Annotated in this window: 22 protein-coding genes and 2 tRNA genes; 7 read left to right on the top strand and 17 right to left on the bottom strand. The window is 42.4% G+C overall.

Going from position 1 to position 23,556, the window contains the following annotated elements; translation table 11 throughout:
* Positions 1-1,254, bottom strand: coding sequence for a fibronectin type III domain-containing protein (locus B649_RS03960; RefSeq protein WP_015653214.1), 1,254 nt, complete (start codon positions 1,252-1,254; stop codon positions 1-3).
* Positions 1,199-2,176 (bottom strand): RluA family pseudouridine synthase, encoded by a 978-nt coding sequence (locus B649_RS03965; protein WP_015653215.1) that lies wholly within the window; start codon positions 2,174-2,176, stop codon positions 1,199-1,201. The genes B649_RS03960 and B649_RS03965 overlap by 56 nt, the downstream gene beginning before the upstream one ends.
* Positions 2,177-2,266: 90 nt before the next feature.
* Between B649_RS03965 and B649_RS03970 the strand changes: the two genes are divergently transcribed.
* The 3 genes from B649_RS03970 (at position 2,267) to B649_RS03980 (ending at position 4,709) form a co-directional block, all read left to right on the top strand.
* A complete protein-coding gene (locus B649_RS03970) occupies positions 2,267-3,376 on the top strand; it encodes an FtsW/RodA/SpoVE family cell cycle protein (protein WP_015653216.1) in 1,110 nt (369 codons plus the stop codon).
* Between the two features lie 35 nt (positions 3,377-3,411).
* Positions 3,412-3,487: transfer RNA gene (locus B649_RS03975), tRNA-Ile, on the top strand.
* A gap of 331 nt (positions 3,488-3,818) precedes the next feature.
* Positions 3,819-4,709 carry a hypothetical protein gene (locus B649_RS03980; protein ID WP_015653217.1) on the top strand — a complete coding sequence of 297 codons (891 nt, stop codon included), beginning with the start codon at positions 3,819-3,821 and terminating at the stop codon, positions 4,707-4,709.
* Positions 4,710-4,756: 47 nt separating this feature from the next.
* Here the strand turns inward: B649_RS03980 and B649_RS03985 are convergent, their stop codons facing one another.
* From B649_RS03985 to B649_RS04000, 4 genes are all read right to left on the bottom strand, one after another.
* Positions 4,757-5,467, bottom strand: coding sequence for a nucleotidyl transferase AbiEii/AbiGii toxin family protein (locus tag B649_RS03985; protein ID WP_015653218.1), 711 nt, complete (start codon positions 5,465-5,467; stop codon positions 4,757-4,759).
* Entirely contained in the window at positions 5,464-6,072 is a 609-nt protein-coding gene (locus B649_RS03990) for a hypothetical protein (protein ID WP_015653219.1), read from the bottom strand. Before B649_RS03990 ends, B649_RS03985 begins: the two co-directional genes overlap by 4 nt.
* Before the next feature lie 70 nt (positions 6,073-6,142).
* The gene (locus B649_RS03995) at positions 6,143-6,637 is read right to left on the bottom strand and encodes a histidine phosphatase family protein (RefSeq protein WP_015653220.1); all 495 of its coding nucleotides are present in this window, start codon (positions 6,635-6,637) and stop codon (positions 6,143-6,145) included.
* 50 nt (positions 6,638-6,687) lie between these two features.
* Positions 6,688-7,260, bottom strand: coding sequence for an NUDIX hydrolase (locus tag B649_RS04000; protein ID WP_015653221.1), 573 nt, complete (start codon positions 7,258-7,260; stop codon positions 6,688-6,690).
* A 273-nt stretch (positions 7,261-7,533) separates the two neighbouring features.
* Here B649_RS04000 and B649_RS04005 point away from each other — a divergent pair, with 273 nt between their 5' ends.
* The 3 genes from B649_RS04005 to B649_RS04015 all read left to right on the top strand — a co-directional run bounded on the left by B649_RS04005 (position 7,534) and on the right by B649_RS04015 (position 9,265).
* Complete coding sequence (locus tag B649_RS04005; protein ID WP_015653222.1) at positions 7,534-8,409, top strand: aldo/keto reductase; 876 nt, start codon at positions 7,534-7,536, stop codon at positions 8,407-8,409.
* Positions 8,410-8,426: 17 nt separating this feature from the next.
* Entirely contained in the window at positions 8,427-9,140 is a 714-nt protein-coding gene (locus B649_RS04010; protein WP_015653223.1) for a DUF3108 domain-containing protein, read from the top strand.
* Positions 9,141-9,188: 48 nt separating this feature from the next.
* Positions 9,189-9,265: transfer RNA gene (locus B649_RS04015), tRNA-Gly, on the top strand.
* An 87-nt stretch (positions 9,266-9,352) separates the two neighbouring features.
* Here B649_RS04015 and B649_RS04020 read toward each other — a convergent pair.
* From B649_RS04020 to B649_RS04060, 9 genes are all read right to left on the bottom strand, one after another.
* A complete protein-coding gene (locus B649_RS04020) occupies positions 9,353-11,833 on the bottom strand; it encodes a cadherin-like domain-containing protein (RefSeq protein ID WP_015653224.1) in 2,481 nt (826 codons plus the stop codon).
* A 132-nt stretch (positions 11,834-11,965) separates the two neighbouring features.
* Positions 11,966-12,583, bottom strand: a complete 618-nt coding sequence (locus B649_RS04025) for a response regulator transcription factor (protein WP_015653225.1) — start codon at positions 12,581-12,583, stop codon at positions 11,966-11,968.
* 1 nt (position 12,584) lies between these two features.
* On the bottom strand, positions 12,585-13,949 hold the full coding sequence (locus B649_RS04030) for an HlyD family type I secretion periplasmic adaptor subunit (protein ID WP_015653226.1): 1,365 nt from the start codon (positions 13,947-13,949) through the stop codon (positions 12,585-12,587).
* Positions 13,942-16,110 carry a type I secretion system permease/ATPase gene (locus B649_RS04035; RefSeq protein WP_015653227.1) on the bottom strand — a complete coding sequence of 723 codons (2,169 nt, stop codon included), beginning with the start codon at positions 16,108-16,110 and terminating at the stop codon, positions 13,942-13,944. The genes B649_RS04030 and B649_RS04035 overlap by 8 nt, the downstream gene beginning before the upstream one ends.
* Before the next feature lie 14 nt (positions 16,111-16,124).
* On the bottom strand, positions 16,125-16,778 hold the full coding sequence (locus tag B649_RS04040; protein ID WP_041192396.1) for a transglutaminase-like cysteine peptidase: 654 nt from the start codon (positions 16,776-16,778) through the stop codon (positions 16,125-16,127).
* A gap of 22 nt (positions 16,779-16,800) precedes the next feature.
* A complete protein-coding gene (locus B649_RS04045; protein WP_015653229.1) occupies positions 16,801-18,081 on the bottom strand; it encodes a TolC family outer membrane protein in 1,281 nt (426 codons plus the stop codon).
* Positions 18,082-18,162: 81 nt separating this feature from the next.
* A complete protein-coding gene (locus B649_RS04050; protein ID WP_015653230.1) occupies positions 18,163-18,618 on the bottom strand; it encodes a hypothetical protein in 456 nt (151 codons plus the stop codon).
* A gap of 41 nt (positions 18,619-18,659) precedes the next feature.
* Positions 18,660-20,747: a hypothetical protein gene (locus tag B649_RS04055; RefSeq protein ID WP_015653231.1), complete on the bottom strand. Its 2,088-nt coding sequence runs from the start codon at positions 20,745-20,747 to the stop codon at positions 18,660-18,662.
* A gap of 2 nt (positions 20,748-20,749) precedes the next feature.
* Positions 20,750-21,247 carry a hypothetical protein gene (locus B649_RS04060; protein ID WP_291750935.1) on the bottom strand — a complete coding sequence of 166 codons (498 nt, stop codon included), beginning with the start codon at positions 21,245-21,247 and terminating at the stop codon, positions 20,750-20,752.
* 145 nt (positions 21,248-21,392) lie between these two features.
* On the opposite strand from B649_RS04060, the gene B649_RS04065 reads away from it, so the two are divergent.
* A complete protein-coding gene (locus tag B649_RS04065) occupies positions 21,393-21,848 on the top strand; it encodes a YcgN family cysteine cluster protein (RefSeq protein WP_015653233.1) in 456 nt (151 codons plus the stop codon).
* Here B649_RS04065 and B649_RS04070 read toward each other — a convergent pair.
* Positions 21,835-22,086 (bottom strand): EscU/YscU/HrcU family type III secretion system export apparatus switch protein, encoded by a 252-nt coding sequence (locus tag B649_RS04070; RefSeq protein WP_015653234.1) that lies wholly within the window; start codon positions 22,084-22,086, stop codon positions 21,835-21,837. The two genes, B649_RS04065 and B649_RS04070, sit on opposite strands and share 14 nt — an antisense overlap.
* Positions 22,083-23,552 (bottom strand): flagellar hook-length control protein FliK, encoded by a 1,470-nt coding sequence (locus B649_RS04075; protein WP_015653235.1) that lies wholly within the window; start codon positions 23,550-23,552, stop codon positions 22,083-22,085. Before B649_RS04075 ends, B649_RS04070 begins: the two co-directional genes overlap by 4 nt.
* Positions 23,553-23,556 lie beyond the last annotated feature (4 nt).

Raw genomic sequence — 23,556 nt, forward strand, 5'->3', positions numbered from 1 at the left:
TTATTTGGCCTCGTAGCTAAGTTCGATCGCTGACGTCGGAAGAGAACGGATACCGTCTTTATCGACACTCATGATTTCGTAGAGGTATCCTGTACCCTCTTTGATATCGGTATCGCGAAAACTTGGTGCGGTAATGTTGTTGATATCGATGCTCTCACGGCTGACCCAGCTCGTTTTTGTCGTTTTGACAACGGTATAGGAAACCGTTCGAGGATCGCTGTTTTTCCATTGGAACTCAGCCGCTTTATTCACGATTTTCCCTTCATAGGCAATCGGTGTCTGCGGTTTTGAGAGGGTGGAACCTTGGGTTGCTACCGAAGAGATGGCACTTTCCAATCCATCTTTATCGACAGCGGTGATTTTATAAAAATAGAATTTCCCGTCTTCGGTAATCGTATCGGTAAAATTGGTCGTTTCGAGTTTGACATGATACGCAAACGAACCGTTCGGGTTGGATGAGCGGTAAATGTTGTAATGGCTTAAATCACTGATGGCACTTGCTGCCCATGTGAGAGTGATGGCACGCGGAAGATTGTTGGTCGAGGTGATGTTTTTAATTTCCGGCGGAAGCGGTTTGGTTACAACTTTAGCCGTTTCACTCGGCTCGGTTGCAAGTTTATCAAAGGTTGTCGCTTTAATACGGTAAAAATAAACTTGCCCGTCTTTGAGTTCCGTATCAATAAATTCAGCGTTCAAACGGCCCGTAATTGTAGCGATTTCAGACCATTTTTGGTCGGTCGCGTTTTGGCGTTCGATGATGTAGCCGTTGATTTTTCCGTTCGGATGCGGACGCCAAAGAAGTTTGGCACTGCGTGGCATATTGCCGACCGATTGGAAAAAACTGATCGGAGCGATCATCGGCTGTGTGGCTACGAGAGTTGTTTCACTGGCCACCGACTCGCTTCCCTCTTTGGTGATGGTTGCAAAGCGGTATTGGTATTCGCTTCCGGGTTTGAGATTGCTGTCAACATAATGGGTTGCGAAGCGACTGTCGATGGTTGCAATGCGCTCTAGCTTTTTATCGTCGGTACCCGGAGTGTTACGATAGACGTAATAGCCTGTTACTCTGGGGTCGCTTACCGGTTTCCACTCAAATGCTACCGAAGTGATATCGGCGATAAAACCGTTCATAGACGGAGTAGGAAGGGTCGAGTCAATCGTGACAGTTTTTTGCACAGCTGGCTGGGGAGCACAACCGCTAAAGAGACTCAGTGCTAAAGAGACGCTCAATGCGTATCGGATCGATGAGTTCATGCAATTCCTTTGAATCAAAATGTTTATGTAAATAATCTTCCATCACAGGGGCCAGAGGAGCGGTGAAACTGACTCTCTCTTTGGTCGTGGGATGGGTGAAATAGAGGTTGTATGCATGAAGCAAGATACGTTCCATTTTGTCGCTTTTTGCTGAGCTTCCATAGAGGTGATCCCCCATGATATGGCGGCTGATGGACTCTAAATGAACCCGAATCTGATGGGTTCGTCCGGTGTAGAGTTTGCATGCAATCAGCTCTTCGCTCTCATCATGGCTGGGGAGAAGTTTTCGAAATTCGGTTTTGGCATTTTTACCCGTCTCACTAATCGCCATTTTAAGACGATTATGGGCACTCCGTCCGATCGGGCGGTCGATGATGGTGATCTCATCTTTCATCGGCGGAGTTACAACCGCGAGATAAAAGCGACCCATGGTTTTGTCCTGGAGCTGGAGGGAGAGAGCCTCGTGCGCTTCGTTGTTTTTTGCGATCACCATTGCGCCGCTGGTCCCCCTATCGAGGCGGTGGACGATCCCGTGGCGCTCTTCACCGCTGAGGGTTGAGAGGGCAATCCCTTTGTGTTTGAGCCAATCCACGAGGGTCGCCTCTTTGACGCTTGGGGCAGGGTGGACGGTGAGAGAACTGGGTTTATTTATGACGAGGATGTCGTTATCTTCGAACAACACTTCAACCTCAAAATCGACTTCCAATGCCGGAGTCGATTTTTGTTCGGGGAAGCGGATATGAACGTTTTGCGAAGGTTTGAGTTTAAGCCCCGATTTGGAGGTCGGTTTTCCATCCACTGTGACACAGTTTTGTTCGATGAGCTGGGCAATCTGGTTGCGGGTTTGTCCGAGAGACTGCGTTAAAAAAACGTCTAAGCGGATCGCTTCGTCGGTCGTAAAATGGGATTCTTCGTGTGTCAAAACAATGTGCCTTTGGGTATCGTATCTGAATGGTTTAAAATGTTATAAGTCCGCTATGCTACAATTAGCAAAAATTAACGAAGGACCGTAGTGCTTAATATTGATCGCCGAATTTTAGCACACTTTGATTTCATAACCATTATCTTATTGATTCCGCTCATATTTACTTCAGGTTGGCTGATTTACGAGATACATCCTGTTCTAGGGCAAAAACACTTCGTTTACGTTGCGGTGGGCATCGGTGTCTTTATCTCCCTTTTCCTCCTCCCGATCCGTCGAATGTTGTGGATGATTCCGATAGCGTATTGGGGAAGTATTTTACTTCTGATCGCCGTAGAGTTCGTCGGGCATTCCCGTTTGGGGGCCAAACGGTGGATTGAGATCCCTTTTGTCCATTTCACCCTGCAACCCTCTGAACTCTTGAAACCGGCATTTGTGCTGATGCTCGCCTATCTCATTAGTCGTAATCCCCCTCCGCGTGAGGGGTATGGGCTGAAAGATTTTCTGAAACTTTCCTTTTTTATCATTTTGCCGTTTTTGCTGATTGCTAAAGAACCCGATTTGGGGACGGCTACGGTTTTGGCGTTGCTGGGATTCGGTATTTTGTTTATCGCGGGGGTACATTGGAAAATCTGGATAGGATTGGCAGTGACGTTCGTGATCTCATTGCCGCTTATTTACACTCAGCTGCACGATTACCAAAAGCAGCGTTTGACGGACTTTGTGGGTGAAAAACCGAGTTATCAGGTCGAACAGTCGATTATTGCCGTCGGATCAGGGGGCTTTTTCGGTAAAAACAAAGAGGACGCTACCCAAGCGCAGATGAAATTTCTCCCAATCGCATCGAGTGACTTTATTTTTGCCTATGTGGTGGAGAGATTCGGTTTTTTCGGGGCGTTTTTACTGATTGCCCTTTACGGTGCATTGATCGTCCATTTGATGATTATCGCCTTTTGGACGGAGGACTACTACATAAAAGTGGTCGCGGGAGGTCTATCGCTGCTGTTTTTCATCTATATGTCGGTCAATATCGCTATGACGATCGGGTTTGCCCCCGTTGTCGGGGTTCCGCTGCCGATGTTTAGCTACGGGGGGAGCAGTTTTGTGAACTTTATGGTACTTTTAGCCGTTATGGAAAATCTCGTTGCCTATCGGTTCCGATATCTTTATGGGGATACGGGTAAAAAAAGCTTTCTCTAATGATAGAGCGTTTATAATTGCGCTCTTTCAAAAACGGGTCAATAGTTCAGTGGTTAGAGCCCCCCGCTCATAACGGGGTTGTCCCAGGTTCAAGTCCTGGTTGACCCACCACCACATCAAATACTTTCTCATTAAAAGACAAACGAACTGCCGCTAAAAAATTTAACCGCGCATTACAAACAGTAATTGACAGCTTAATTGATAACCCTCACTAAGGTAGATCTACAGAAGACGGCAACCGTGAACTAATCCACAAAGGTTACCCCATCTCGTATTTGATTGTTGGCGAGAATATTGTTATTTTGGGTATTTTCAATCAGAATGAGTTGATGGTTGAATAGGAATAAGTAGACTGCTAGAAATTTATTTTTTATTTTTGCCTTCAAATTTCTTCATTTATTTTTTATGCTAAAATGTATTTTTTAATTAAAAAAGGATTTTTATGCGAATTAGAGAAATGGCTTATTATATCAATCAAGTAAAGTTCGAAGAATGTAGATTATCACTTTCAACTACTACTATAGGTAATATTCAGGCTTTTAAAGTAGCTATTCCATTTCTTCAAAATATTCCGATTTTTCACAAAGAAATTCAAGAGATTTTAGCAGCTGAATTGTATTCAACATCGCAAGATTCTTTAACATTTACTACAACAAGTAGGGCTTATAATGTTTATGCTGATGCAATAAAAGTTATTAATAAAGCCTCTTTGCTATTGGATTTGTCGAATGAGATATATCCTCCGCTTTCTGAAAATACCATTAGTATTAAATTACCTGAAACTAGTGACATGAGGGCTTTATACCATTCTATTAAATCATTTGAACAGGCTTTCTCAATCTTACTCACAGATGATGCTATTAATTCAGCTATTTCAATTGAAAATTGGGAACATGGTTCATTTTGGATAAATTTATATGCTGGATCAGCACTTGCAGTAGGGGTAATTTCAGGAACAGTATGGGCTTCTGCTGTCATAGCAAATAAATATCAAGAAGTTAAAATTCATGAGCAATATGTAAGAAGCCTTAATATAAAAAATGAAAGTTTAGAAGATTTATTACAAGCACAAAAAGAGCTAACAGATGAACTTATAAATATGGAAACAAGGGCTATCATAGATAAGCATTTAGGTGGTTCTGCTGATCAAGAAAAATTTGAAAGAGTTAAGTTAGCAATAAAAACAATTGCTGAGCTAATAAATCAAGGAGCCGAGATTAATCCTGCGCTTGATGCGCCTGAAAATGTACAAAATCTTTTTCCTGATTTTTCGAGATTAGATTCTATTCAATCTCGGATTCCACGAATTGTACATAAAAAAAATGAAGATTAGTTGATTATAGAAAAAACGGGACAGACTACTTTTTTACAATAGAAATTTTATTGAAAAAGTTTTACCAACTTCATACGCATTTCCTCAAATGTTTGAGGCTTTCCGACTAGTCCCGCCAATCCTTCATCACGTTCTGCCAAATATTTTCTAGTTTTAAAACTCTCTAGCCACATCGTTTGGAAATATTCTTCTGTGCAATAAAGCGGTTCATGTTGCATTATCAGCGATTTGGTTGTCTCTGGCGTAAAGCGATAATCATTTAGTTCGTAGAATCGGAGCATATCGTAGAGATCACGTGATTTGGTTCGTTTGTAGAACATCAAAGATTTCATTTTAAAGATCGTCTCCAGTGAAGCTATCTTGATATTTCCGATGGTTGTATAGACATCAGCGGAAAGAAATTCTTTTGTGCCGGTATTACTTCCACCGTCGAAAAATTGAATCTTTATACCGTTGACCATCCATGTTTGAAGATAGTATTCGACATTGTCCCCACCGAGTAAGAAATCTTCCTTGATTGCTTGAGAAGGTTGGATGTAATCGATATTGCTCATACCGAATTTCTCTACACAAAACTCAATAAATGATTGAATATCTTCTAAGGGGAGTTCTTGCGTGAGGCAAAAATCCAAATCTTCGGAAATGCGGTGATTGATATGATAGGAAAGGGCGGTTCCACCCACCAATCTAAAATCATGCTTGCTAAAAATCTCATGATCTTGGATGATCGGTAGAATCTGTTTGATGGCTTCGGTCATGCGCTAAGTCCTGTCATCTTTTTAATCTGAAAGAGGGTGTTAAACGGTACTTTTTTCTCTTGAGCCATTTTTACTAGCTCATCGGCAGTATAGTGTTTGGTCAGATACGTCATATAACGTTTTTTAGGATGGCGTAGAAGTTCCTCTAATGATGGTAACGGATGATTCTGAAAATAGGTTTCCGAGTCTATGGCGAATTCAATCTGCTCTGAAGCTTCATTATAATCTTCGATTGGCATGGTATGTTCGAGTTTCATCAAGATGGAACGGACGCGTTCGATCCCGAATAGACGGATCAGTGTTTGGGTATCCTCTTGATTTGGTGTTGAGAGATAAATGGAAATGAGACTATTAATCTCTATAAGCAAATGATCTTGCCGTGACCATAAGAGATCAATACTAAACCACTCTTTTCGAAGTTTGACGAAACGGGTTTTAGGGCTAAATTTTGACGGTATATTTTTAAGCTGTAAATACTCTTCAGCCTCATCAAGGCTAATAGTACGAAGGAGGGTAAGGAGCTTTTGACGTTTTGGATTGGATTCCCAATCGCTGAGCGTACTATCAGCAATTTGAAACATTTTAGTGATTTCAGCAGTTGTCATATTCTCTTCCTCCTCGAAATTTATACAGTTATTATATCCGAATATCGGAATTTACACAATTTTTACATAATCACCGATATTTCTTCGGAAAATCAAACCCGATTATTTCAGCCGAATTTGCCCCGATACTCTCCCAGCTATCATTTTTCAACCGCATCGCTACAACCCCGCAGGTGGGAATGTTATCGATATCGCCGTCCGTGATAAGGTTGGCGCATTCGGTGAATTCTGGATTATGTCCGAAAACAAAAAGGGTATCGACACTCACAGGTATGTCTCGTATGAGGGTGAGGATGGTTTCGACATCGGAGGCGTAGAGGGCGTGATCGTAGCGGATCGACTCCGATGGATACGAGAGGGCTTCGGCAATGGCTATCGCGGTGGTTTTGGCGCGCAGAGCAGGGCTGGATAGGATGAGGTCGGGATGGATACCGCTCTCCAAAAGCTTCGACCCCATAAACGGAGCGTCATTGGAGCCCCGTTTGTTTAGGGGGCGGTCATAATCGCTCAAGGAGGGATCGTTCCGATCCGATTTGGCGTGACGGATGAGGTAGAGTGTTTTCATAGTAATAAGCTCCTATTTAAGAGGGAGTAATGGATTGTTGTTTATAAAGACTAAAAAGATATCCCCAATATCTCGGACAAAAGAACATCAAGGTCTTGGCGGGATGAACCCGCGAAAGCATTTTGCATAAAGAGATTGAGCCCTTTGTTATCGTGTTTGAGGAGCGGAACAATCTTAATCCCTGTGATCTCCGACATAAAATGCGATTCATCTCCCTCTTCGTAAGCATGCAGGAGAATAGAGCGGGAGAAGTTGTTGAGGATATGGTAGTAGATATGCAAGAACTCCGCTTCAAGTACTTTTAGCCCGTAGAGGTGAGTGACAATACGGGTTTCGTGGCTTACGATAGGGTGGACTTGGGAAGGTTTGATCGTGATGCCGATCTCCTCTTTGATCTCCCGTACAAGAGCTTCCATGAGGGTTTCATTTTCATTCACCGTGCCTCCGGGGAATCCCATCCGTCCATCCCATCGATCGATCATAATCATGGCGGGACATTTTAGGTGCTGCATATTGTCTTTAAAATATTTCCATGGGGAAATAGATTCGACGTAGATAGCTAAAAAAACGGCATTTCTTTTCGGATGATCACTCCATCCAAACGGTACTCTTTGGGTTGTCATGGTTCTCGCATTAATTTATGTATAGAATTTTATCGGTTAAATATCGCAGTCATCTTCATCATTATAATTGTCTCTTTTACGATTGATGAATTTAACAAATAGGTACAAAAGAGCAAGTACACCGAATAAAATATAATAGGAATCCATACTATCCTCTTTGGATTATAGATGGATAAATTATAGCACTCAATTATGAATTTAATGATTTTACAAAGTTGGATTCGAATTTGCATAGACTATACTGTTTTAATAATTTTTACGGAGGATTTTCACATGATGCCGACGCTGACAACCAACCAAAATATCACAATGCCCGCTCTCATCTATGGGACGGCATGGAAAAAAGAGCGTACCGCAGATTTGGTGGAGATGGCGATATTGAGCGGATTTCGAGGGATCGATACGGCGTGTCAGCCCAAACACTATGAAGAGCCGCTGGTCGGTGAAGCATTGGTTCGATTGGCCGCTGGGGGGATAGGGCGTGAAGAACTCTTTCTCCAAACCAAATTTACCCCCCTCTCAGGGCAAGATCCTAAGCAGATACCGTATGATCCGAATGCGGCTTTGGAGGTACAGGTTGAACAGTCATTTAAGACGTCACAGCGAAATTTGAAAACCGACTATGTTGATTCATTGGTGCTTCACTCTCCCCTTTTCCCGTACGCGAATCTCTCGACAGTATGGTCAGCGATGGAAAAAATCTATCTCAGCGGCGGTACGCGACAACTGGGAATTAGCAATTGCTATGATGTGGAACTTCTGAAGCGTTTGTACCGTGATGCCGAAGTGAAACCCTCCGTGGTGCAAAACCGGTTTTACGATCAGAGCGGATACGACATAGAACTTCGGGCATGGTGTGATGAGGTCGGAATCCTCTATCAGAGTTTTTGGAGCCTCACGGCCAATCCCCATATTTTAGCGAGTCGAGAGTTTTTTGCCCTGACCCAAGAGTACAATAAAACCGAAGCTCAGATACTTTATCGTTATTTGAATCATATCGGTATCGTGCCGTTGATCGGCTCTACTTCGCAGAAGCACATTACGGAAGATTTGGATATTTTCAGCTTTGAATTAAAAGCAGACGAAATCACAGCTATTAGTTCGCTTTTATTTGATCCGCAAATCCTTCACGATTCGGATGTACGCTAACACAAAAGGATTTAGTCATGAAAACAATTATCTTTGTGTTAGCCCTGTTGTCTCAGATTGCAAATGCAAAAGTGATCAGTGCTACGTATGCAGTATCGTACGGGATTTTTCAAACCATGGGGATTGCCGATGCGCGGTTCGAGACCCGTGATGATGATACGTATAGTATTCGAATCGAAGCAAGAACAACCGGAATCGCCCAAGTACTCAGCAACAACCGTGTTGAAATCTATGAAAGCCACGGATCGATTATCAATGGAGAATTGGTTCCCAAAAAATACATCAAAATCCGACGAACCGATTCGAAAAAAACGACGAAAATCTACACCTTCGATCACGCTAATAAAGTCGTTTGGCGAGAGAATGTTGATGGCTATGAATGGGAAAAAGTCACACATGATTATTATGCTTCCGAAGATATTTTGAGCCTCTTTTTTAATGTCAAACAATATATGAAATCACGCCAAAACCAAGTATTGTATGCGATTGGAGCCAATAAAAATAATGGCAGAATCGATGTCGTATTCCCTAAGGGAGAAGAGATTGAGAAGTTAAAAAAAGAGCTTGAAATTGAAGAGGGTATTTTTGTCAAAGTGGTCTTAAATGATAGAATTTTTAGCAGTGCGAATGGGGAGTTGCTCATCAATTTGGACCAAGACGGATTATGTGAAAAAGCGATTTTGGAAGATGTTTTATTGTTTGGGGATATTGTCGGTAAGCGTATTCGATAAGTTCTTATCTTATTTTTAGACTTCAGAGGGTATAATTCTGCCAGTGATGCGGGAATAGCTCAGTTGGCTAGAGCGTCAGCCTTCCAAGCTGAATGTCGCGAGTTCGAGTCTCGTTTCCCGCTCCACTCTCTCTTTTTAACTAATCCACAAAAAATCTTACTTTTATTTTACACCTTGGTTATATCGACAGAGCCGAAGCTCCATCGTTTTTGTTATGGAATGATAGTAACCTCTTCATCGACGTGTAAGAATACATCATTACCGTTCACTGAGCTGGTGTAACTATCATATCCTGTGAGTTGATCTGTGGCAAGAGACCATGAGCCTGAAAGATCTATAGTGTCACCCGCATCTCCATTCACATAAAGCGTTCCGTCACTGATTGTATCGACGTGATCAGGAGAGACGTTCAATATGGTTGTATCTCCATTTTTCATGTCGATTTGATTGATGGTGCTGTTGGTGTCTGAAAGAAGAGCGCTGATATTAGAGAGATCGATTGTCTGTTCGCCATCGATGAGCAGAACGTCACCGAGAAAGGTGGTTCCTGCAGATGGAAGCAATGTAACGGTTACTACTGCAGTACTTGTTCCGCCATTTCCATCACTGATGGTATAACTGAACGTGTCGATAGCAGGAGCTATAATAGTATCATATGCATCTGTAGGATCATAAAGAATATTTCCGTTTGAATCCATTGTGACACTGCCTAACGTTAAACTATCATCGACACTAATGATATTGAGAGTATCTCCATCAGGATCTGTATCATTTGAGAGCAAATCTGCTTCTGAAAAATAGAGGAGAGAACCCTCTGTTAGTGTCGTTGTTCCGCTGTTTGAAGCGAGCAACTGATCAATTGAAAATGATTTGTCATTCGTTTCATCATTGAGAACTTGAATTGTATCGAATGCGACATCTGAGTTAATGGTGAGAATATCACCATAATGACCATTTTGCAAAATATTAAAGGTAACTGTGTACTCAGAAGAATCTATGATAGTGTCACCATCTTTGAGAATCAATGTAACCGTGTCATGAGTTGAATTAAAATTTCCTAAATCAATCAAAAGCAATTTTATATCTTGGTCAAAAACAAATTGAAGCCCCTCTCCCGGATCGATTTGTTGACCCGAATCGCTGGATAGGCCATCAACACCCATAGTCGGTCCGCTGCCATCCACTAAAAAACCTTCTCCGCCGAGAGCGGTGATAGTAACATTATCGTTGGAATAGTCATTTCCCGCATTGAGATCATAATTCCATGCCGATGTATAGGTGATGACGTCGGTATTCCCTGTGTCATTGACAGCTATTGGAGCATCGTTGATAGGAGTAACGACAGGGGTATCACTGTCAATATCAAATGCACCGTCCGTATCGGTTACTTTAAGATCAATGGTATCGAGTGTTCCACCCAAGTTGATTACGTCCACACCCGCTTGGGTTAGTTTGACCACACCGTCTTCGAGTATGTAGTGAGTGCTTGGTGTGTTGAAAGTCACCGTGAGGGTGTCACCTGTATCTTCATCGGATGTCACATACGTACCTGCGGTAGCACCTGCAAGAACGCCGCTGTCTTCGGTAAAGTCATTGGCGGTAACTTCGATCGTCGGAGTATCGTTGGTAGGAGTAACGACAGGAGTATCACTGTCAATATCAAATGCACCGTCCGTATCGGTTACTTTAAGATCAATGGTATCGAGTGTTCCACCCAAGTTGATTACGTCCACACCCGCTTGGGTTAGTTTGACCACACCGTCTTCGAGTATGTAGTGAGTGCTTGGTGTGTTGAAAGTCACCGTGAGGGTGTCACCTGTATCTTCATCGGATGTCACATACGTACCTGCGGTAGCACCTGCAAGAACGCCGCTGTCTTCGGTAAAGTCATTGGCGGTAACTTCGATCGTCGGAGTATCGTTAACCGGGGTGACATTGATATTGACTGTTGCTGTATCGCTACCTCCTTGTCCGTCAGAGATAGTATAAGTAAAGCTTGCAGGCCCATTGTAGTTTGTATTTGGAGTGAAGACAATATTGCCATCCACTAAGGCAACCGTTCCATTCGTCGCATCCTGAACACCGATGATACTCAAGGTATTTCCGTCGATATCACTATCATTGCTCAATAACGTAGCGGGAAGAATGGTAAGAGAACTATCCTCCGGTGTACTCAACGCATCATTTTCTGCTTCAGGGTCGTAGCTATCGTCTGTAGCGTCAGGTGCAGTATTCTGAGTCTGAGGATTATCCGGTTCTAAGGTGACTGCTAATGGAGAACTCTCGGTTCCTGTTAAATAACTGCTTGGATCTCCGCGTGCATCATTACGATCTGCGAATTCAGCTCCTGCATTTGCATCACCGACAACCTCTTGTCCGGCAGCGGTTTCTTCCAAATTCTCAGGATTTAATGTTTCTGCTAATGCTTGTTGAAGGGCTTTGACATCGAGAGCTTCTCCTTCATCAAGGACTGAAAATACCGATTTGTCGAGTAAAATTTCATCATTTCCATTGAGGGTCAGTTCACGTCCCCCTTCTAAAGTTAAGGTAACTTTTGAGTCGGTGCCCAAAGCATATACCATCTCATTCTCATGAAGTGCTTCACCGACATTTAATACATGTAACTGATCATTGAGTGTTTTAACTGCAGCTTTTCCACTGATAGATTTAACTGTCCCGACTGTACGTGCCATGATAAACTCCTTCTTTTTTGTAACTTCTATTGTAGAACAAAGAGGAAGGGGAAACTATTGTACCTTGGTCCAATTTTACAATTTACCTTGTACTTTGGTCCAATATAAAATACGATTTATAGGGATATATCGTTAGCGAAGTATCAAAGCGAGGGAGAGACGATCGGTAATTTGAAGTTTTTCAAAGATAGAGGTTATATGCGCTTTGACCGTTCGCTTGGTGATTTGTGTCCGTTCAGCAATCTCAGTATTATTGAGTCCTTGTGCTACATACTCTGCCACTTCTCTTTCCCGTTTACTGAGAAGACTGAGTCGAGGGGGCTCTTTTTTTTCACCGGTGGGGACATAGGTCTCTTTGATCAGCGTATCCAAAAACTGTGGAGTGAGCCAGACATTTCCATCGCTTACGACATCCATGGCGTGGGTAAGATATGAACTGTTCAGGTAACTGTTTCCATACCCTTTTACCCCCATTCTAAGCATCGCTACCCCTTCTTGAAACTTCGGTACATCGCTTAAAAGGAGGATATTGGCCTGAGGAAATTGGTAATGAAGAATCTTTAAAAATTTTGTGATTTCATCTTTCATGGAGTTGTTATGGAGTAAAAGGGTGCTTTGAGGGTGTATTTTTAACATCTCCAAACATGCATCTTCGCTTTGGCAGTGGATCATATCGTATTCGCTACTGAGCGCTTCTTTCCACTCTTGTAAAATGGATTCACGTGTTGTATAGGTTAAAACTGGTTTCATCTCAGTGTTCTCCTAAAGCGTTTTGTTTAACTTTCAAGATTGGTTTGAGGATAAAGTCCATGACCGTTTTTTTGCCGGTGAGGATATCCACATCAACGGTCATCCCCGCCATAATATCGAGCGGTTTTCCGTCTTTAACCAAAAAACTTTTATCGGTTGCAATGCGGACCAAGTAGTAGCTGTTATCTTTCTCATCCGTGATAGTATTGGCACTGACGTGTTTGACTGTCCCTTTAAGTCCTCCGTAAATCGAAAAATCGTAGGCGGTAAATTTAACATTGGCACTTTGCCCCGGATAGATATAGGCGATATCGGAAGGTCTGATTTTTACCTCTACCATCAGCATATCATCCTCAGGGACAATTTCGAGCATATCCATCCCCGGTTTGACAACCCCCCCGATGGTATTAACCAAAATTTGGTTAATAGTTCCGTTTACGGGCGAGCGGACGATCGTGCGGTCTACCCGATCGGCGAAAACGGATTCGGATTCTTTGATCTGCTGAATTTCAGCGGTGACACTGTTAAGCTCCTGTTTGGCTTTATTACGGAATTCGTAGACGATTTCCATCCGTCTCTTTTGAAGCTCTCCGATGTTTTCTTGAATTCTTGCAATGGCATGCGCCGTTGCTTGATAGTCACCTTTGATCATCGCCGCTTGACGCTTCATCTGTAAAAACTGTACTTCGGAGACAACCATGTTTTTGGTTAGCGGTTCTGTGATCGCCATTTCTTGAGATATAAGGTCATAGGCATTTTTGAGCTCTTCTCTTTTGGCTCTGTTCTCTAAAAGCTCTTTTCCTTTTTGAGAAATCTGTGCGTCAATGATCGCTACAGCATTTGAAAGTTGGCTTTGTTGCGACATATGCAGATTTGCCTCTTGGGAGATGAGTTGTGACATCCCTTGATGATCGGTGGCCGGAACGGAAAATCCTTGTCCGCTTGCTTCGGCGTTAAGACGATAGGATTTGGCTTTTAGCTCATTGATTTTGAGCTGCTTTTCATTAAATGAACCGGTAAAACTGATATCTTGTATTTTCATCAAAGGTTGACCTTTTTTAACCCGATCCCCCTCTTTGACAAACATTTCCGAAACGATACCCCCTTCAAGGTTCTGTATCGTTTGGATCCTTTGAGAAGGGATAACTTTTCCTGAACCGCGCGTACGTTCATCAATCTCAGCAAAACTGCTCCAGAGGACAAGCCACAGAATACCGATACAGGCAATCCAAACGACAATGTGAGAACGAGAAGTTTGCTGTTCTAAAACAGCGGCGCTCAGGCTCGACATGTACTCGATATCTTCAGGTGAGTAATCTCTATCGGAATCCAAAGATTTAGGATTGAAAAACGGGAACTTAATCATTGGTCGGTCTCGTTTGCGGTTTATTTTTCGTAAGTACTGACAAGATTTCTTGTTTGCTTCCGTCCATGACTACTTTCCCTCGATCGAGAACAATAATACGATTGACCATATTCAACATTTTTGTATCATGGGTTGAGAGCAAAAGCGTTTTCTCTTTCGTATTCTCATTGATATTTTGAACCAGATGTAATGCGAAGTTTTCATCCATCGAATTCGCGGGTTCATCCAGCAAAAGAATCGGTGAATCGAGTAAAAATGCCCGTGCGATCCCGATACTTTGCCGTTGTCCCCCTGAGATTCCGTCCCCACGCTCTCGAACCGGCATATCAAACCCTTTGGGATGATACTGAACAAATTCATCCACTCCACCGATTTTTGCGGCTCGAAGTATTGCACCATCATCCGCGTAAGGGGCTTTGGCAATAATATTCGTTTTGACGGTACCTCTGAACAAGGTCACTTCTTGCGCGACGTAAGCGATGTTTTGACGCAGGTCTGCCGGATCGATTTGGTTAATATCGATATTGTCGATCAGAACTGAACCCTTGTCCGGTGCATAAAGCCCTAAAATAAGTTTTAAAATCGTTGTTTTACCGGAACCGATCTTTCCGATAAATGCTACGCGCTCGCCCGGATGAACGGTAAAGCTTAAGTTTTCAAATATAGGTGAAATTTCATTCGGATAGGTGAACGTAACATTCCGAAATTCGATCAACCCCATAAATTTCGGGAGATTGAGAAACTCTTTTTCCGCCGGACGCTCTTCGGGTAGATTCATGATATTATCCAACGTCAAATAGGCCGTTTTAGTATGCTCGTAATTGGCCGATAAGGATGCTATTTGTCCCATCGGAGCGAGAGCACGTGAAGAGAGGATGACAACTGCGATCAGCCCTCCCATTGTCATCTCATGGTCTTTGATCAGATAAACACCGACAATCAAAATGATGACGTTACTGAGCTGAATGAGAAATGTGGTGACACTTCCCAGCGAGTTAGATAGAATCCGCGATGTCAGCCCCTTGGAAGCTACATTTCCGGTTGCTTCTTCCCAAATGTACTGTGAATGGCTGTTTATTCCGAGTGTTTTGATCGTTTCTAATGTGTTAAGACTCTCTACCAGCACGGCATTTTTTGCTGCATTGGCATGATAGGTACTCTCAACGCTTCGCTGCAATGAATTTTTGATGCTTAATGCGTATCCGATAATTAAGAAGATAAACACAAGCGGCACCCACGTGATAATTCCGCCGATAATGTAGATAACCAACAAAAAGATGATGGTAAACGGCAGATCAATCAACAAGGCTAACGTCGAGGTGGCTAAAAAGGAGCGTATGCTGTCAAACTCTTTGAGGTTGTTGGCGAACGAACCGACGGACTCGGGAACATTGGCGAATTTTAGATTCATCACTTTTTGAAAAAGGATGGAAGAGATAATGATGTCACTTTTTTTCGCGGCAGTTTCTAAAAAGTACGAACGGGTAAATTTCAAGACAATATCAAGTAAATAAACAACAATTACCCCTAACGCAAGGACATAAAGGGTCTCGGTTGCGTCATTAGGGACTACTCTATCGTAGACATTCATGGTGAACAGCGGACTGGCAAGCACAAAAAGGTTGATAACCAAAGAGGCCAGTAGAACATCCGAATAGATTTTTCGCGAATGTTTTAATGATCCCCAAAACCATGACTCTTTATTGGTATGAATCAGCGGGTCGATAAATTGGTTAAAAGAGCGACTTTTTTTAAGATAATAGGCAAACCCTAAATATTGTTCTTCAAGCGTTTGGAGGCTGATCCACTGTTCAACCCCTTCCTCATCTTCGGGGATGATGATAAAGGCTTCTTCTTTGACAAGGTCGATTTTTTCCAAAATACACGCACTTTGATCCTTGAGGATCAAGACAACAGGGAGAACAAGAGGTGAAATGTTCTTTAGTGCGCGTTCAACGAGTCTGGCTTTGAATCCTGCTCGAGATGCCGCACGTGAGAAAACCGCTTTGGGATTGTTAATGGAAAACATTTCGGCCGTGGCTTTCCCCGGCGCTATCGGGAGATCAGCCGTCAATGCTTCGATGCTGTAGGATTTCCCATAGCGTTTGGTAAAAATCGATAAACTGACCAAAAGAGGGTCAATTTTAGAATATTTCAGCATGATATCCCTTTAGGCTAACTCATTACTTTCGTAAAACGTTTGGTAAGATCTTCCCATTGGTGCAATTTTTTGGTTGCGATGGAGCTTTTATGTTCCAATCCTTTTTCATACGCGATGAAATCATTGAGATTAAATCGATAGAGCGGTATATAATTCTTGGATAAAGTTTCCGGTACGATCGTGAATGCACGATTATCCAGAATCAATGGAACGGCGCCTTTGTATTCGTAATACGCTAAAACCATATGACGTGTTGTGAGATTATCGGTGACAACATAGGTCAAAAACAGTTTCTCTTCGGGGATACCCATCTCGAGCAACGTGAAAAATTTTGCGATTGCGTAGTCCTCACAATCGGCTCTCCCTTTCCCGAGCATCTCTGTGGGAGTTGCCCAATAATCACGATCCCCCCACACTTTTTCATCACTGGAATAAGGGACCTGATTAAAAAAATCATTGACACGGAATAACCGCTCATTCTCAGATAGACCCTGTGCATCCTTCAAAAGGTTTTTTAAAGAGATAAAGCGCTTTTTGGCACTCTCATCATACTGTATCGCAATCGATTGAAAGTTATACATTTGAATCTGTCTGGCACAAAGAGATGCTTTTACCCCAAAGACTAAAAAACTTACGATAACTGTTCGACGTATTAGCTTTTTAGGCATCTTGCTTTTTTATCTGCCCAACTCATAAAGTGGGGACTCCCCCAAGTTCTTTGGCTAATGTTCCGGTTCCTTCAAGAATACGGTAATTTGAAAATAGGAGATCATATTCGCTTGTTGTCACCTCTTTTTCGGCAGTGAAGCGCTCATTTTCGGTATTGAGCATATCCAGAAGGGTACGTCTTCCGAGTGCAAATTCTTGTTGATACGATTGGAGCGTATTAACGGTGTAATCCCTGTGCGCTTTAAGATAAGGAAGCTGCTTTTGGAGCTCTTCGTGGGCGATCCACGCATATTCAAGATTCTCTTTGACCCGTAATTTAATGTCGTTACTGCTTTGTTTCTCTTTTAAGACGTTGACTTTTTGTTTTCTATGGTTGGCCTGATAATATCCTCCGGAAAAGAGGTTATAGGTAGCTATCAGCATCCCCGATTTTGTTTCATCCGGCCCAGGTTGTCCGGAAACGTTATCGTTGTCGCTTCTGCGCAGTTCAAGATCGACACGCGGATAATACGTTTTCATAGCAAGATTGACATCGTGCTCAGCCGCTTTGATATTATGGCTTTGGACCAAAAGAGATGGATAGTTGGTATTTGCTTCTGCCAAAGCATCATCAAACGACGAAGAGACTTTATATCCGAATACCGGTTTTACTAGAGTTTCTGCAGCGACATCTTCACCGTAAAAACGTTTGAATTTTGCCATTGCATCTCGGTAATTGCTTTTTTGGATAATTACATTTGAATTTGCAAGTGCTACCCGTCCTGAAGATTGATCGATCTCTGATTTTGATCCGAATCCGCTTTCAGTACGCTCTTTGATTTTTTTATGAATATCTTCATGGGTTTTAAGATTGGTTTCGGCCAATTTCAAAATGTCGTATTGTTTTAACAATTCTAAATAGGCTTCTGTTGTTTGAAGGCTTAGCTGATTGGCTTTTTCCAGTATATTGGCTTTGGCGGCCGCGAGTCTCGCTTCTTGTTTTCGGACATCTTCGATAGTACCGAATCCTTCAAAAAGGTTTTGCGTCAACTTGATTTCTCGATCGTACCTTGTTAAGGAGAGCTCGTTATAGGTTGAATTGGTTGTTTTTTCATTGCCATAACGGCCGATTACATCTATACTTGGTAAATAACCTGCCTGTGCCATTTCAATGTCATACTCAGTGGCTTTATAGTTTTCGATACTTTGGAGAATGATTGGATTGGTTGATGTTACGTGCTGTACCGCTTGCTCTAACGTCAAGCCAAAACTGCTTAATGGAATCAAGATGGAAGCTAATCCGATTGATAAACCTTTTGTCATTTTAAACTCCTCATTTATAGATCATATACGGTTATCTTAATCCTATAAAAATTAAATTAAACTTAAGTATAGATGTATTGTTTACATCGCTTTGCGCAGAAGATCGATGGGCATTACAAAGAGTGCTTTAAAGAGTGGAGATACGCGCGTCGTTTTTTCATCGATTACTTCCAATGCGTTAAAGGTAAATCCTTCTCCATCGGTTGTGTTGGTCGGAGTCACGGTAAAGCTTAGCGGTTTAAGGGTGCGGATCATATTGAGGATGTTTTTATGCCGTTTGTCTTCGGAGGGGAGGAGAATATTTCCGTCTTTGGTTCGTACTTTTGACGATTCGATTAAAAGTCTCCAGTTATCGGCATGGAGAGTTTTATTCCATGTCATGGTGCCGTTTGTGTAGTTGATCTGTTTTTTTTCACCGACGATAATCCCTTCTCTGGTCGTTCGGATCGTTTCGGCGAGGGTGAGAAAAAAGTTTTTGCCTCCGATCGAGTCTGCGCATTCACGTAATAATTCATTCAATGGTTGTTCGGTTGTCATAAAGTATCCTTTTCTTTATCCTCATGATATCCAAATTTACCCTAATGAGTGGTTCCCTTTTTCTCCTCTTTATCGACTGACAGCAGTAAAACAGGCAAAATAAACAGATCGCTGAGGAGTGAAATGAACATCAAAACTGCTCCGTAAGCACCGATAAGTTGCAGAGATTGGAGTTGAGTGAACGTCAACAATGAAAAAACGATCATTAAGACGGTGGCACTGATGATTGCAGGAACGGCGGCATAGAAAAACATAATTTCCAAAGCATGTTTTCGGGTACGCCCGAAATAACGGCTTCTGAAATATTTGTATCCGAAATGGATAATAGTGTCAGAGGTCAACCCCACCGATATGGTCATGGCGATCAATGCCTCAATCGTGAGTTCAAATTTAAACAGTATCATAAATAATACGAACCAAATGATGGGGATAGCATTGGCTGCAAATCCGACCCATCCGATTGCGACAGAGCGAAAAATAATCCCCATTACCAGAGCAATGATGAGCAGTGCTGAGATCAATGATGAGACGAACAAGACCATTTTTTCCATTTTTGAACTTTGGGAAAGACTGTCGGTATCGGTAAAATAGATCGGTAACGCTTTATAGGATTCCAAAAAGCGTATAACGGCAGAATGATCTGCATTTTTTAACGTGATGGTGATATTGAGGGAGTCTTGATCCATATAGGATTTTTCAAGATCATACAGTTCGAGAAAAAATAATGCTTGCAAAAGGCGCTGTTCATCCAAAGGATTTTTCGGGGTATTCGCCAGATCAAGCTGCCTAAGAACTGTGATAACGGAATCGACTTTGACAACCCCGCCGGTATGATTGCGCAGATCTTTTTCGAACGTCTCTATTTTTTGGAGCATCCCTAAATCGATCTCTTGAAACGGCACTTTGAGCGTCATCGTCTCATCCGCAACATCACGTTCGAAAATGCTCGGAGAGAGGTAGAGACGAATCCCGACGAAGATGAGGATAAGCAGTGTGAAAAACATAAATTTTTGAAGCAGTTTCGGATTGTAGTGAACTTCTTGATTGGCAAACCAATAGCATAGTCGTGCAAGAGAAATTCTGGGATGTGAAACCGAAAAATAACTGAGCAGAGCAGGTAAAAATACAATGCTTGCCACATACGCTACGATCGAGGAAATCATTAAACTCAGGCTCATCATTGTGACAATGTGAGAGTCGGCAAAAAGGAGCGATCCTAAACTGATGAACAGTACCGGCAATGTCCAAACCGCCGGGTGAAGATTTCGATTAATACTTTTTTCGAGGGCTCGATTCGGATCACTTTTAAACTGTGAAACATGCCATCGATAGTAAAAATAGAGGTAGTGCCCGATGGCAATACTGACGACCATGAGGCTCATGGCAATATGAATTTGCTTATTACCGGTTAAGAGATAAATTAATGAGAAAGTCCAAATCAGGGTAATGATCGTGACGATGATCGCTCCGAATGCGGCAATGATGTTTTTGAAAACAATTTGTGACATTGCCATAACAACCAATAAAATGATCCCTATATACCAGAGATAATGAGATAATTTGGCTTCAACAAGCGGTTCGGAATATTCGTATACAAAGGGAATGTTCAATTGATCGAGTTGGATAGGCGTTTTGGAATGGATAATGAAATGAAATCGGCGGAAATCATCATTCACAAATCGGCGATAAGGCTCAGGGAGCGTTTTGACAAAAGTAATGATTTTTTTCGAAGACATTTGCGTGATCGGCAAGGCCTTGACCAAAGCAGATTCTTCAGAGGTTTGATCGTTGAAAATCATATACGCTGAAAAAAGAGATTCTACTTGCTCAACACCCTCCATATGCTCAAGTTCCGTTTGAACTGCTTTAAGGGTGTTTTTTGAAGCATCATTAAACATCGGAATATCGATGCTTAGACGTCCTACATACGTAGTCGCATACAATTGCTCCTGATTTTTTTGAAGCTGTTTGGATTCACTAAGCCAAAGGAGCGTATCTGAGGATATTAATTCAGGTTTGAGAAAATTAAGGGCAAACGATGAAATGATAAGGAAGAACGTTAGGATGAGTATTCGAAACCGTCGAATCAGGCGGATGTATCGTGATGTGTCAGGGGTGTGGTAATACATGGCTAATGGTTCTCTTTCAATATAATCAGATAAGGACGTTTTGAAATACCTAAGGCATTAGCGACGCTGGCTATATCATCTATTTTTGCTTCAATTTTGGGTTCATTTCGGAGATCTGTTGATATAACTTTAGCGCCTACCATCACTTCGAGTGTTCGTTGCAGGGGCGAAGATGACGCATATATCGCTGCTATTAGATGATGCGAATGGAAACGTTTTAATTCATAAAAAAAGATATAGTACCGATACATACTTCGCATTTTTGTATTCTCATTAATCATAGTGATAAAATCGCGCGAATGAGGACATTTCGGGTCGACAAATACATATACTTTTCGTTCTCCCTCTCCATAAATGATAGCATGTTGTTCGATGGGTTGAATTAAGGCAATTTGATGTTTGTTCGTATTCTCGGCCGCATGTAGTTGTAGGATAAATACACCGTGCAGTAGAATCATAAAATGAATGGCAGATGATAAAATTTTAGTTATGTACATCATAACGTCATTCTACATTAACTTTTATTACCATTTTGCTACAAATGTGATGAAAAAGTGATCAATTTCTATTTATTTAGTTTTTTTGTACGTTCATCTAAATTGGATAAATAGATTGTTTTAACCGCAAATATGTTATTTTTCGACTATGAAACAACATGAAACTGCCCCATTTTGGGAAACGAAAACGCTCGAAGAATTGAACCCCCAAGAGTGGGAAGCATTGTGTGACGGATGCGGACTGTGCTGTCTTAACCGGCTACAAGATGAGGATGACGATCAAGCACCCATCTATCTGACCCGTGTTGCATGCCATTGTTACGATATTGTCGCTGGACAATGCAGTGATTATGCTAACCGTTTTACGAGAGTGGAGGGATGCATGAGACTCACACCAGAACGGGCGGCAGAGTATACGTGGCTTCCTGAAACTTGCGCGTATCGTTTACGACATGAGGGCAAAACGCTCCCACTATGGCATCCGTTGATTACTAAAGACCCTCATTCAGTGCGTCCTTACGGTATGTACGCACTTGACCCTGTTTTAGAGAGTGAGGATATCGAGTTAGAAGATTATATTGTGGATGAATTTATCGAGGATTAGTCATTTTATAGATAAATTTGAAGACTTCCGCAACGGCGACATAGAGTTTTTCGGGGATCTCTTTATCAATTTCGACTTTGCTCAGAAGTTCGACCAAATCTTCATCCTTATGGATTGGGAGATTGTGGAGTTCCGCGATTTTAATGATGTTTTCCGCTGTAGCTCCTTTGCCTGAAGCAATGACGCGCGGAGCGTTCTCTTTTTCGCTGTCGTAGCGCATCGCAACCGCTTTTTTCATACCTTTACCTCAAAACCTAAATCCGACCCGTGCTGATATCCTGTATAAGTTTCACTAAGCAGTGAGGAAATTTCACGCATCTCCATGACCCGTATAGAGCGTGGTGTGAGATCGGCGTTGATCAGGAGTGATCTCAGCTCCCCAATATTCTCTTGGATGAGGGTTTTGAGCTCGCTCTTTTGGGTGTGAGCTTGGATTTCGAGTTGGTTCCCTTCGTACAATGCCATCAAGAGGTTGAGCTCACCGTACTCTTTTAGCTGGAGATTAATTTCACAATAGAACTTTTTGTCGGCGGTTTTTTTAAACGCCATAGAACCCGATTCGAGTTGATCCCATGAAAAGGGGATGTAAATAGAGTTAGAAGCACCCAGATAGGAGGTGAGCTGATGATAATCGATTTGGGTGAGGAGCTTGTCCGTTAGCTCCAACAGTTTCGGTGCATTGGGATCACTTGAACGGGAGAGCTCATTGTGCAGTGAGAGGAGATTCGATTTTAGATCATTGCTCATCGATTCACGTAAAAAGGTTTCGGTGACCAGCTCTTTAGGATTCGCAAACTCTCCTAGTTTCGTCATCAGGGTGGAGAGCTCTTTCGTGACATCTCCCTCTTTAATCGCGTTTTTGAGTTGCTGGGTAAAAGCTTTTAACTCATCGGTTGGGGAATCGGGCAAATTTTTGAGGAGTTTTTCGATGGAGTCGAGCAGATCATTGGTTTGTGTTGCGTTACTGGACAATAAAGAGCCATAGAGCTGCGAGAGGGTACTTCTGATCTCTTGGGCGACGCTGAGCTGGTCGAGTTTTTGGGCGAGTTCTGAGACCTCTTTGGAGTAAAGAGGATCGCTTTTGGAGAGGAGGGTGTGGAGATTTTCAGAGAGTTTTTTTAAGCTTTCGGTGAGGGTGACGGCGCTTTGCAGATTTTGTGAGGATGCGGTGAGAATGGGGTTTTCTAACAGTTTGGTGATTTGTGTCTGAAGTGCTTTTGCCTCGTTTTGGGGAGCCTGAGCGAGAACATTTTTAAGCTGTTCGAGGGTTTGGGTGAGATCAGGGAGCTTTTGTAACGCAGCGGCAAATTTGGATTCCATAAAAACCCCGCTGTTAGCCACTTGATTTTTCAGCGTTTGGGTATCTATGAGAGCGATATTTTTGAGAAATTTCTCCAACACGGCGGTTTTAGGGGAGAGATCGGGAGAGGTTTTGAGATCTTTGAGGAGCGATTCGAGGTTCTCGCTCAGGCTCCCCATCGTTTTAAAAGCGGTCGAGTTTTTTAAAATATCGAGTAAAACAGTATCGGATTTGGAGGCAGTGATTTTATCCTGAAACACCGAAGTAAGGAGGCCTTTGAGGTCTTTTCCCTCTTTGAGGGTTTCGAGTTGTTCAGGGGTAGCGTTTTGTATTGCTTCACCGAGGGCTTTGTTCATGTTGGGGAGGATGATGTTAAGCCGTGCTTCGGTATTTAGATTTATCATGAGT

It is taken from the genome of Candidatus Sulfuricurvum sp. RIFRC-1 (genome assembly GCF_000310245.1).
Taxonomy (GTDB): Bacteria; Campylobacterota; Campylobacteria; order Campylobacterales; family Sulfurimonadaceae; genus Sulfuricurvum.